This is a genomic window from Legionella sp. 39-23 (assembly GCF_001897665.1).
Taxonomy (GTDB): Bacteria; Pseudomonadota; Gammaproteobacteria; order Legionellales; family Legionellaceae; genus Legionella; species Legionella steelei.
The window spans coordinates 1-12,148 of record NZ_MKTO01000020.1 but is presented as its reverse complement, the minus strand read 5'-3'; the positions used below and the strand labels follow the sequence as shown (position 1 = coordinate 12,148).

The following is a 12,148-nucleotide window of genomic DNA, read 5'->3' as shown; positions in this document are numbered from 1 at the left end:
TTAAATAAAGATTTGGAGGGCTGGCTTTTTATATCAAGCAATGGGGAACAACATAAATCTTTAAAACCGTTGATTTCGATGTGGATTGCCATGGCATCCCTGACACTTTTGAGCTTGCCAGAAGATGCGAACAGGCGGATTTGGTTTATTTGTGATGAATTACCAAGCCTGCACAAATTACCCCTATTGGGTGAAACCATTGCCGAAGTCAGGAAATTTGGTGGCTGTTTTCTGCTGGGAATGCAGAGCTTTAGTCAATTGGAGAAGGTATATGGGCGTAGTGGGGCGGCTGAAATTTTTGACTTGCTTAATACCCGAGCCTTTTTTGCAAGTCCAAGCCATGAAATGGCGCAACTTGTCAGTAAGGAGCTTGGGGATGAGGAAATTGATGATACCCGAGAAAATTATTCTTATGGAGCTAACTCCATTCGTGATGGGATTTCCTTAGGAAAAAACCGTATTACACGACCCTTGGTGACTTATCCTGAAATTATGGGGCTTGATCCGCTTACTTGTTATCTGCGATTGCCAGGTCAATATCCTATAACAAAATTGGAGCTTCATTATCAAAAAAGAAGCGCGAAGGCTTCAGGTTTTCTACCTCGTGCCATACCGTCTCTTCCTGTTTCTAATACCAGCATTAAACATGTGCCTGTTGTTAATGAGTCCTCGGACAGTCGGTTTAATGTGCAAGAGTCAACTAATTCCAAGCGTTTCCAAGGTGAATACGAGATTGAATCTATTTTTTGATAGAGGGATAAATTATGTTAAGTCTGCGAGTTAAACCGATTAAAATGCCAGGTTATTATTTTGATAAGGAAAATTATTACTTTTCAAATCAATTGACCACTGAATGGGTGGGGTTAAGTGCTGAGCGACAAAACCTTTCTGGAGAGGTTAACGTACTATCCCTTGAGGCCGTTGTTCGTGGTGCATTACCGAGCGGCGATGTCATTGGCCTGAAAACCCAATCCGGCGAAATCAAGCATCGTGGCGGATATGATCTGACCTTCTCCGCGCCTAAATCGGTGTCCTATCTTGGTTTGGTTTGTGGCCATAAAGAGTTTATTGATTTGCATTTAAATGCCGTAAAAACGGTATTAAAACTAATTGAGAAGGAAGCTGCCGAAGCACGCAAATCAGGAAAAGAGGGTATGGAGTATGAAAAGACTGGCAATCTGTGTTTTGCGACCATCCTCCATGATACCTCCCGCGAGCAAGATCCTCAGCTCCATGTGCATGCACTTTTGATGAATTTTACTGAACGTCTTGATGGCAAGTGGCGTGCTTTAGCCTCTGATATCAGTCGTAATCACGGCACTATGGAATGGATTATGGACAACCAAATCTTTTTAGGGCTTGTGTACCGGTCTGAAATTGCTCTTGGTTTAAAAGAAATGGGGCTCGAAATAGAACATACAGGCGATGCCCATGGTTTATTTGAAATCAAACATTTTGATAAGACATTGCTGGAACGAATGTCTAAACGCCGTACCCAGGTTGAAGAACACATTAAGGGGATGCACTCTAATTCGTTAAAAGCATATGACAGAGCAACTCTGGATTCAAGAAAGTCAAAGGAAGTGGTTTCCCCAGAAGAATTACGCATACGATGGAAAGCAGAAAGTGAAGCGCTGGGAGTGAATCCTGCCACCTATCTGGCCACTTTAAAGGATAAAACCAAAGAATCTCATGAACTTCAAGCAGTCATGTCGAATAAAGAGCTCGACAAAAGTGTTCTTGATGCAATTGCGCATTTAGAAGAGAAAAAACTTTCATTTACCTATCAGGAAGTGTTACAGACAAGCCTTTATTTTTCCTTAGGAGAACAGGGTTTTGAAGCACTGATGTCACGAATTGATCAAGAAATTGATGCACAAAACCTGATTGCTCTTAATACTGAAAACTCCTGTTTTACAACGAGGAAACTCATTAACAAAGAACAAGAGCTCATTAACAAAATCGTGAACTTTACGCCCCAAAAAAAAGGCATCGAACAAAATACGGATAAAGTATGCAAACTCACTGATAATGAGTCCATTCAAAAGGCAGTAACTCAAGCCTTATTTAGTAAAGATGGAGTTGTACGCATCAAACAGCAAAGTGCTACCTCGCGTGAGCTTTTAAGTACTTTAATTGATTATTCACAGGATTCCAAAAAAATTCGTATCCTTAGTCCCTCGGCTTTTTCTGCAAATACAATCAATAAGGATATGGCCAAATCAGCGCCTACACTGTGGCAATGGATTTTATCTATTGGGAAACAGGATTTGTGTGAAACAGTAGCAGGCTTTAATTATCGTCATGGTTCAGAACATAAATTACCCTTTTTTCATAGTAAAAAAGATCGCGAAGTACTGATTGTGGATGAAGCACAGCGTCTGGCTCCTGACGAGATGAATACTTTATTATCTATTGCCGATAAGCGATGTGCCAAGGTTATTTTTCTGGAAAAATCACAATCTCTGTCTGGCTTTAAATCCGATATTCCCGACTTGCTGAATAAAGCCTGTATAAAATCATTTGAGGTTGATGACAGGAAAGCGCCTGCCACCAGCATCAATCTTATAGAAGAACAAACCATTGAGGGACGTATTCTAAAAACAGCGCAAATGTACTGTAACTTGCCAGTAAACCAGAGGCAAAATACAAAAGTATTTACTGTCTCAAAGCTCGAAGCGAAAGAAGTCAATGAAGCAATCCGTACTCAGTTAAAAGAGCATGGGGAGATTTCATCAGATGAAAAGACTATAAATACATTAACCCGTATTCCCTTGACCCTTAGTGAAAAAAAACTGGCTAAAAGTTATCAGTCCAATTGGATATTAATCCATAACACCCGTACTGAATCAAAAAAATTCAAGGTACTCGGTATTAATGAAAAAGACAATCAATTGATTGTTCGTAATTCCAATGGGGCAAGATCACTACTTGCTGCTAAAAATATTACAGATTCCATGCAGATTTATGAACAAACACCTTTATCGGTAGGAATCGGGGATCAATTAGTGGCTACTGCCAGTTTATCCTTTGAAGGATTAAAAATAGGAAACCAATATGAGGTTACTGCATTTACCCGCCATGGAATAAAAATAAGAGATGAGAAAAGAAGTATTCATCTTATCACGAGTAACGAAAAACATTTCCCATTGAGCCATGCCTATGCCAAAACCATGTATTCCGATGATCTTAAACCCGTGAAACAAACCATCATGACACTGCCAGCCTATGCGCTCAAACAAAATACCATGTCGCTTTTATGCGAATCCAGTAAAGAAAAACTAATGATTATTACGGATAATGTGGACAAAGCAAATCGATTTGCAATGAAAACTGCGACAAAATCCTCCGCGATATCGCTGACTTTGGATGCCGCCAAAACAAATCATGGTGCACAGATTATTGACCATAGAACAACGAGTGATCTACTCAGTTCACTGGAGCAGGCCTTAACCCTTTTAACCGCTAAAAAACCCCAAAAAAGTGATGCGGAAAAAGCGCTGCACTTTGCAATTGCTCACCTTTCAGAACGAGAGGCAGCCTTTACTCGATCAGATTTACTTGAAGTGGCTGTTCATCAGGCTATAGGAAAGGCAGGTTTTAATGAAATAGATAACGTCCTGGGTAATGCCATAAACAGTGGCGACTTAATATCTGGAGGGAACGAGTTTTTGACCACCAAAGAAGCGGTGGCATTTGAAGAATCGATTATAAAGAATGTTAAAGCGGGTATTAATATTCTTAAACCATTGATGAGCAGTGATGAAGCCCGAAAACAATTAGAACTGACAAACCTTACTAAAGGCCAAAAAGAAGCCTGTGAGTTAATCACGACTACATCCGATCAGTTTATTATGATTCAGGGGTATGCAGGAACTGGAAAAACAACCATGACTCGGAGTGCAATTGATACCATCAAGCATGCTCAATCTATGACTCATGAAGAGGTTGAACTGATTGCGGTTGCACCCACTCACCAGGCTGTAAAAGAAATGAGGGCTCTGGGAATTGAAGCCCAAACATTAAAGAGTTTCCTTATTGAACAAGAACAGGAACCAACATTAAGCAAAAAAAAACTTGTTCTTCTCGATGAATCATCCATGGTCTCTAATCGAGATTGCGCAAACCTCATGCAAAAAATTCATCATTCTGGCGCTCGTTGTGCCATGCTTGGCGATATTAGCCAGCATCAAAGTATTGAAAGCGGCAAGCCAAGTAAGATATTAATTCAGGAGGGAAGCATCAGGGTGGCCTGTATGGATGATTTGGTAAGACAACAAGTTATCGAATACAAAAAGGCAATCGAAACATTAATCGCTGGTGATATTGACCAGGCCTTAGCTCAGTTAGCCAATCAACCCTTAGACTCAATCACCCGTACTAAAGAGGATAGTCCTTACCATGACATTACCTCTTCAATTATTGAAACAGGCGATTCGACCAAAGACTACCTGCAACTGGAAAGCACGCAACAGCAATCAATAGATCCATTCCAGGAAGAATTAAAGCAAAAAACCCCCATCGAAATGGCAGTAGGAGATTATTTATCTCGTACACCATCATGCCGTGATAACACGATTGTTATCATTCATGAAAATAAAAAACGGGAAGTTGCAAATGGTTTGATTAGAGATGCCCTTATGAACGAATCTACTTTAGGCTCCGAAAACAAAGAATTTCCAAGGCTGTTAAGCACGAATTACACTACTGCAGAGCTTTATTATTGTGAAACCTATCGGGATTGCTTAAAAAAGCAAGAGGAGTATTTTTTAAAGAAAGGGGAGAACTATTTCAAAGTGGTTTCGGTAGATGAATCAGCGAAAGTGGTAGTATTAAACGATGTGAAAGGAAATAAATGCCTCTTTGTCCCTGAAAAAGAAAATAAAGACTGGAAAATTGAATTGTTTCAATCGATACCAGGACGGGTTTCAGTTGGTGAAAAAATTCATTTTAAAAAATCCGATAAGACTTTAGGCCGATTCGCTAATGAAAGGGTACAGGTGACGGAGGTAAATAATGAGTCATTTACCGTAAAAGACAGTAGTGGTGTGGAACACGTGCTGCAAAGAAAATTGATGAGCGACTCCCATTGGGATTATAGTTATACGGCTACCAGCTATTCAATTCAAGGGGCTTCATCCCCATTTGTTATTGGGGTTGCTGAGACTAAAAATGCGCAAGTAAATCACCTGCGGTCGTTTTATATTATGGTAACGCGAGGCTCCTTGCATGCAATGATTTATACAGACGATCATAAAAAGCTGCAAAAACAACTTCGTGTTACTCCTGAGAAAACTTCTGCACTGGAATCACTTAACCATCTGAATGCCCAAACAAAGCCCCCAATACCCAATGCACCATCAACATCACTCAAAGCAGCGCAAAGCATGTCCATAATGAAGAACCAGGAGCCTCGTTATGATGCGAATATGCTGTCACAACACTTATCCGAGCAGGCAGAGCTGGTAATAGAATCATTGCTAGGGCAGCCTAATCAAGCGCTTTCTTCCAAAACAGAATATCGATATGGTACTCACGGCAGCTTAAGCCTCTGTTTAAGCGGAGAAAAAAGAGGTGTTTGGCATAACTTTGAAACAAAAGAAAAAGGAAACATGCTTCATTTGATCCAAAAAACATTGAACCTAAATTTTAAAGAAAGCCTTGAATATGCTGCCAAATTAACAGGTGATGATTTAAAGGAACGTATTAAAATAGCAAGCAAAAAACCCAATAATTTTCAAGAGAAAGACACTGATAAGAAAAGAAAAACATCAGATTATGGTTTGCAATTGGTGCGAGAATCCAAACCTATAGCGGGTACTATAGCAGAAAGGTATTTAAAAGAAATTAGAAAGATACATAATGTATCTGGGGAAAATATTCGCTTTCATCCTAATGTCTATACCAAAGATACTGAGGAAGTACGCTACAGGCCAGCACTGTTAAATATTGCACGAGACAAAGACAATAAGGTGGCCTGCGTTGAAGTGGTATACCTGGATAATGAAACAGCAAATAAAGCAATAATGAAGATAAACCCCAAAAAATCTTATGGCTCAAAAGCAGGCGTTGGCGTTGTATTAAGCGAGGGTAAAGGACATGAAAGTGTCACCTATATTACAGAAGGCGTAGAAACCGGATTAAGCGTTAGAGATGCAGTTCAAAATGAACGGGTTATAGCTACTCTTGGGAAAGAAAATTTTGTAAATATCGATATGGCATTACTTACAGATAAAATAGTCATTTGTATGGATAATGATGGCAAACCAATTAAAGAAGATAAGGTAATCATTCAAACCATTGAACGATTAAAACAGCATGGAAAAACTGTAGAAATCGCCATTCCGTTACATCAAAAAGACTTTAATGATGTGAATAAAAGCAATGGGGTTCAAGGAGTGGTAGATATATTAAATAAAGCAACGAATGTCGATAAATTTATTGGCTGCCCTAATAAAATAGATATGAATCAAGATCAAATTAAGAAGTGTCTTGAGAGCATTTCTCGACAAATGAATCTCGAAATTCCTGAAAATAAAAATAATCCAATTGAGAAATTGAAAACCCTGCAGCGAGAAGAAATGGAAATATATTAATTGCTTGAAACGCGCAGTGCATCTAGGAATTTTATATGAAAAAAATGTTTGGAGTAATTTCTCTTTTATTGATAAATGGATCATCGGTCTACCTCATTTATCTCTATGTTTTAATAGCGTGCTCAACCAAAGTTAATAACCTGCTTCAGGTTGCTTATGAGCCATCTGGAATGCAAATGATTTTTTACTTTATATCGTTCCCAATTTTTATGGTTTTAGCAATATTAAGTCGTATTCATTGCTATTATTTTAATGTAAAAATTGGATTGACTTTAGGTTTATTTTTAATCTGGTTATTGTATTTTATATTTATCATATACATTGATCGAATAGTTCATTTTCCTAAAGGGAATGAACTATTTTATTATGGTAGTTTGGCTATTTCATTAGTAGCATTTGCTTTAATTGGATTGACAACATATTTCCAGATGAAACAATTAATGTCTTATTCAGAGTAAAATTTGAAGCTTAAAATAAGCCATATTACTTTTAAATTGAATTGGTAAATGCCATTAATACTAACTTAATTATTGATATATCCTTCAATGAAATTATCTACTTTCTTCTTAAGTTCTGCGATATGTTCTTCGGCATTATTTGATTCACCTGAAAGTTTATTTTTATCATAAACACAGCGAAAAATATCAGCACTTATTCCCAGTAATCTTAAAAGATGAGTTGTGTGTTGACGATTCAATTCCTCCTCTTTTTCTAAGCGTCTTTTTTCGTCTTCGCTGATTACTGGATTATCTTTATTGTGTAGGTATACCTTAATTCCTAATTCGATCATTTCTTTCATGGTTTGGGATGATGAATCGTGTCCCTCATCTTTTTTAATTGTTTCGAGTTGATCAATGATTCTTTGATTTAGATAACAATAAGCCTTAGGCATAAAATCCTCTTTTAAATTTATAATGCAGGTTCTGTGCATTGTATTTACCTGGTTTAGAATAATTGTATCATTTAACAATGGGTGTTGAATAGGTGTGCTTTGGTTTAATGTCAACGTTTTTTATTCATTAAATAGGTGTGGATTAGGTGTTGATATTTTATAACTTATTGATTATTATTAAAGAGTGGATAAACACCTATGTGAAAAAAGGCGCGGCCAGAATTAAAAATGCCAATCTTCACGTATGTTATTGAATAATAAACAAATGTTTTAGGCAATGTACATTGCGAGGGGTGTGTTCTTTTTTATTTAGTTTTGCTTTTTTTGTGTGTGTTTTACTGGCCATTTTAGTATAGTTTATTTAAATTAATATATTGGAAAGCGCATAATAATTGCGTACTTGTGATTCATTGGATTCTCTTATCTATAATCGTGTCACTGAACAGGGATATTTATATCATGGGCATATTAAAAACAATTCTGAAAAAAATTGCTAAAATCATTCATTTTCGACCATATAGCGAATGGACTGAAAATGAAAAAGCAAAGTATGCTAAACAGCATTCTTTTTGTTCTTATTCAAAATCAAATAATACAGAAATTAATCCTGCTACAGGATTACCAATGATTGGCGCTTTAGACAGCATGGGAAATTCTTTTGGTTCAAGTGCATCCGATAGAGACAATTATTGGAATAATGATTATCATCATTATTCAACGTACAATAGCAGCAGTTATGATCCATTTAACAATCGCTATTAACAACACTAATTTTGATATTAAATTGAGGATTTATTATGGCTTTAATCAGTGCAAGAAAAGCACCTGAAACTGAAAAAATTAAGATCGAAATCAGTAAAGATATTTACTCAGAAATAAAAGAATACTGCTTATGGGCTGGCATTGATGACATTAGCCATTTTTTTGAAGAATCATCTATGATGATTTTCTCTAAAGACAAAGAGTGGAAGCAACACAGAAAAGAGAAAAAATTAACTTTAGCATAATCAATTTAAAAAAGGATATTCGAGTGAAAAAGAGTATTAAAAATATGTATAAATACATAGTACCCATAGCTATTATTAGCATATTTATTTCTCACTCTTATTCAGTGCAATCAAAACTAGATCAGAAAGAAAAACAAACTTATATTACTATAAAAGAGTTATCCGAACTTGCTGCGAAAAATCGAGGTGTTGAGCCAACTTTTTTGGATAAGGCGGTAATTGCTATTATGGATTGGCTTATCCCTGTCGCTTTTATTAATAAGAATGAGTCTCTCAAATTACTGTCTGAACATAAAAAAGAAATTACCTCAGAATCAAAAAAAATTTATGTGCCAGCAAGCAAGATGGGGGAAGTTATAGTCACAAAAAATTTTAATTTTACAACACCGAAGATTAAGGAATCAAAATCCATACCTATGGGCAAAATTTTTAGTGCATTTGTCATCGCTCCCTTTCATGATTCCAATAATCCTAATCAATTACAGTTTAAAATAAATATCAACTCCATTTCGTGCACCGCAATCGCTGATTCCATTTTAAAAACTGATTATAAATCAGGGAAAATAGTCGCAAAAATTAGCGAGATAAAGTGTGCTGATGATGAGTCGAAAATCATACCTTTAGAAGCAGTCGCACTTGTGTCAGGTAAGGTATTATCCTAAAAATGAATGTTCGATCTCTTCATTTTCCTGATAAATAGTAAAGCTGTCATTCAGCACTCTAAAGGGACCACTTGGTCATCACATAAAGGGACCATCCCATTAGCAGTTAATGGGACCACCTAAACATCAGTAAAAGGGACCATAATGTAACTGGATTATCACTGGAACAGCTTAAAGAGATACAAAAACATTAAGATATTGTTGCAGTAAAATTATTTTAGCTCTTTAATCTAATTGGAATAGGTAAGTATTCCCCTGTACCGTTCAACAGTATAGCGTGTAACCTTTTTCCTACAGCCAGAAATTTAAATTTAACAGGATATCTAAATTAGCAGCCACTCGGCATGCAGTTATGTCCGAGAGTCAAAAAAGAGTCAAAAAAGAGTCAAAAAATGTATGTTGCGGACAATTTATTAATCCGCGACAAAGAGTCAAAAAATGTATTGACATGAGCAACTATTTTGCATTAAAATTTGAGATGATATAAAAGTCCATTTAAATTAGGTTTGTAACGCCATGAAAATTACATCTTAAGTACGCCCATCTAATAGGGCGAATAGAGGAAATCATTGTTGATTTTCTATTTTTATTGTCCTAAAAGACATGCTTAAGAGTAAATCATGCACCATAAACCGATCCAACTTAAAGACCTAGGTCTTACCTATCCGCATAAAATCTGTTTTCAAGACTTCAGTGGTGAAATCCATTTTGGTGAGCGTATTGCATTGATTGGCCGAAATGGATCGGGAAAATCCACCTTACTTAAGATGCTTGCTGGTTTTTGTTCAGCCTCTGCTGGCGAAATTCAAATGCCTCAGGATGTTCGTTTTGGTTATTTACCCCAAGTGATTGAAGAATGTCCTGAGTTAAGTGGTGGTCAACGATTAAACCAGGCGTTAACCAAAATATTGTCTGTAGATCCGAATGTTTTGTTATTAGATGAACCCACAAATCATCTGGACAGACGCAATCGTCGTTCTTTAATGCGCAAGCTCCTGCATTACCCGGGGACGTTGGTCATTGCTTCTCATGATACGGAGCTTATCAATACCGTCACAGATACTCTATGGCATATTGATTTAGGTAAGATCACTGTATTTAGAGGGGCTTATTTTGATTATCAGCAAATGCTTGAAGACAAGAAAGCATCGATTGAGCAGGAATTATCACGGATTTCACGAGAGAAGAAAGAATCACATCTTGCTTTAATGAAGACACAAGAACGGAATAAGCATTCTCGTGTTTCAGGTGAAAAAAAGATAGCCCAACGCAAATGGCCAACGATTCGATCTCATACAAAGCTCGCCAATGCAATGACAACAGGAGATAAACGATTAAGTCAAATTAATCATAAAAAACAACACTTGCTTGAAGAGCTTTCTTCTCTAACCCTTCCTCAAACGATTAAGCCCAAATTTAAATTAAACGGTCTTGATCACCAAAAGCCCTTAATCAGGATTCAAGACGCTTCTATTGCCTACGAGGCTTTCGATGTGATTCTTGAAGGGATTCATTTTCACTTAAATGGCTGCGAACGGGTAGCATTGTATGGGGACAACGCGTCAGGGAAGTCCACCTTTGTCAAAGCGATCTTGGAGGATAGTCACATTAAGAAAACAGGTGAGTGGACTCTTCCAGAGCGCAATACAATTGGGTATCTCGATCAGCATTATCAACATCTGGATTGTGACGAAACAGTTCTGAATTTGATGAAAAGTCAGATGCCCCATGCTTCTCATGCTGAACTTCGTGTCCATTTAAATGACTTTTTATTTCGCAAAAATGAAGAGGTAGAAATAAAGGTCAAATATCTTTCTGGTGGTGAAAAGGCAAGGCTTTCTTTAGCCTTAATTGCTGCCAAACCGCCTAAGCTACTTATTTTAGATGAGGTAACCAACAATGTAGATTTGGAAACACGCACTCATATCATCGAAGTATTACGTGAATTTCCAGGAGCAATGTTAGTTATTTCTCACGACCATGACTTTTTAGAATCCATTCACATTGAAACCAGGTATCAGGTTTATCAAGGGAAGATACATCATTTCAATGGGGAACAATTAGAGGGTGCTCATCATGACTAATCGTTTACCTAATCACATAGGTTCTTTTATGTGGCATTTTTTAAAACCGTATCGCCGCATGGTTTTTTTATTTATCCTGCTTGCTTTAATGGCTGGATTTTGGGGACCCTTTAATAGTTTATTGATTAAGTCTTTCATTAATACCTTGGCGGCAAAGACAAATACTGATTTTCCCTCTTTGTATTGGATCGCTGGATTATTAGTAGCGAACTTTATTGTTTTTGACAATATCACTTGGCGAACAATCGGGTACTTGAACTATAAATATGAGGCGGTGATTAAAAACCAAATTATTAGCCAACTGTTTGAGTATGTGCTGGGAAGTAGTACGCAATTTTTTCAGGATAATTTATCTGGGCGAATTGCCACACAAATTACGACTCTTGCTGATAATCTTGAGATTATTTTGCATCGCGTGTCTGTCGATTTTCTTCGTGGTGCTTCATTGTTAGTGGTTTCCTTTATTACAGCCTATTTTGTTAATGTCCTGTTCTTTTATATTTTATTCTTATGGTTCATTGCCTTTGCGTCATTTAGTATTTGGATGTCGGCGCGATTGGTTCAGTTATCGGATGACCATGCAAGTTCTGAATCGCAGCTTTCTGGGCAATTAGTAGATAGCCTGGCGAATCAATCCAATATTCGTATCTTTTCGCGAAAAATATATGAAGTGGAACGTATGAGCACGTTTTTTAGCATGGTACAACGGGCTTTTCAAAGAAAAGAGCTGTTTATTGTTTTGTTATGCTGTGCGCAAGGCGGCATGATTGCAGTGATGATGGGTTTGGCCTCGATCACCTTAATTCACTTATATGGCAAGGGACTGGTGAGCATTGGTGATTTTGCTTTGATTCTTGGGCTTTCCATGGAATTGGGGCATATGATGTGGTACACCATGTACCAAGTG

The 12,148-nt window shown here is 37.2% G+C and carries 9 protein-coding genes; 8 read left to right on the top strand and 1 reads right to left on the bottom strand.

Annotation, left to right across the window (positions count from 1 at the left end; translation table 11 throughout):
- From BGO44_RS09300 to BGO44_RS09290, 3 genes are all read left to right on the top strand, one after another.
- A partial coding sequence (locus tag BGO44_RS09300; protein ID WP_286823090.1) for a type IV secretion system DNA-binding domain-containing protein occupies positions 1 to 750 on the top strand: 750 nt, incomplete at its 5' end.
- A gap of 14 nt (positions 751 to 764) precedes the next feature.
- Positions 765 to 6,596 (top strand): conjugative transfer relaxase/helicase TraI, encoded by a 5,832-nt coding sequence (traI, locus tag BGO44_RS09295; RefSeq protein WP_273199817.1) that lies wholly within the window; start codon positions 765 to 767, stop codon positions 6,594 to 6,596.
- Between the two features lie 35 nt (positions 6,597 to 6,631).
- Complete coding sequence (locus BGO44_RS09290) at positions 6,632 to 7,054, top strand: hypothetical protein (protein ID WP_273199815.1); 423 nt, start codon at positions 6,632 to 6,634, stop codon at positions 7,052 to 7,054.
- A gap of 65 nt (positions 7,055 to 7,119) precedes the next feature.
- On the opposite strand, the gene BGO44_RS09285 is transcribed toward BGO44_RS09290, so the two are convergent.
- Complete coding sequence (locus tag BGO44_RS09285; RefSeq protein WP_014845133.1) at positions 7,120 to 7,488, bottom strand: relaxosome protein TraM; 369 nt, start codon at positions 7,486 to 7,488, stop codon at positions 7,120 to 7,122.
- Between the two features lie 402 nt (positions 7,489 to 7,890).
- On the opposite strand from BGO44_RS09285, the gene traS reads away from it, so the two are divergent.
- From traS to BGO44_RS09260, 5 genes are all read left to right on the top strand, one after another.
- Positions 7,891 to 8,250, top strand: coding sequence for a conjugative transfer entry exclusion protein TraS (traS, locus tag BGO44_RS09280; protein WP_273199799.1), 360 nt, complete (start codon positions 7,891 to 7,893; stop codon positions 8,248 to 8,250).
- 35 nt (positions 8,251 to 8,285) lie between these two features.
- Entirely contained in the window at positions 8,286 to 8,495 is a 210-nt protein-coding gene (locus tag BGO44_RS09275; RefSeq protein ID WP_273199797.1) for a hypothetical protein, read from the top strand.
- On the top strand, positions 8,453 to 9,157 hold the full coding sequence (locus BGO44_RS09270) for a hypothetical protein (RefSeq protein ID WP_286823082.1): 705 nt from the start codon (positions 8,453 to 8,455) through the stop codon (positions 9,155 to 9,157). The genes BGO44_RS09275 and BGO44_RS09270 overlap by 43 nt, the downstream gene beginning before the upstream one ends.
- A 620-nt stretch (positions 9,158 to 9,777) precedes the next feature.
- The gene (locus BGO44_RS09265) at positions 9,778 to 11,241 is read left to right on the top strand and encodes an ABC-F family ATP-binding cassette domain-containing protein (protein WP_273199794.1); all 1,464 of its coding nucleotides are present in this window, start codon (positions 9,778 to 9,780) and stop codon (positions 11,239 to 11,241) included.
- The coding region (locus BGO44_RS09260) for an ABC transporter transmembrane domain-containing protein (RefSeq protein WP_286823081.1) at positions 11,234 to 12,148 on the top strand (915 nt) is incomplete at its 3' end. The genes BGO44_RS09265 and BGO44_RS09260, both read left to right, overlap by 8 nt.

What these genes read in the sequence shown, in the direction of transcription:
- traI (WP_273199817.1), top strand. Translation starts at nt 765, where the DNA reads ATGTTAAGTCTGCGAGTTAAACCGATTAAAATGCCAGGTTATTATTTT.
- BGO44_RS09290 (WP_273199815.1), top strand. Translation starts at nt 6,632, where the DNA reads ATGAAAAAAATGTTTGGAGTAATTTCTCTTTTATTGATAAATGGATCA.
- BGO44_RS09285 (WP_014845133.1), bottom strand. Translation starts at nt 7,488, where the DNA reads ATGCCTAAGGCTTATTGTTATCTAAATCAAAGAATCATTGATCAACTC.
- BGO44_RS09275 (WP_273199797.1), top strand. Translation starts at nt 8,286, where the DNA reads ATGGCTTTAATCAGTGCAAGAAAAGCACCTGAAACTGAAAAAATTAAG.
- BGO44_RS09265 (WP_273199794.1), top strand. Translation starts at nt 9,778, where the DNA reads ATGCACCATAAACCGATCCAACTTAAAGACCTAGGTCTTACCTATCCG.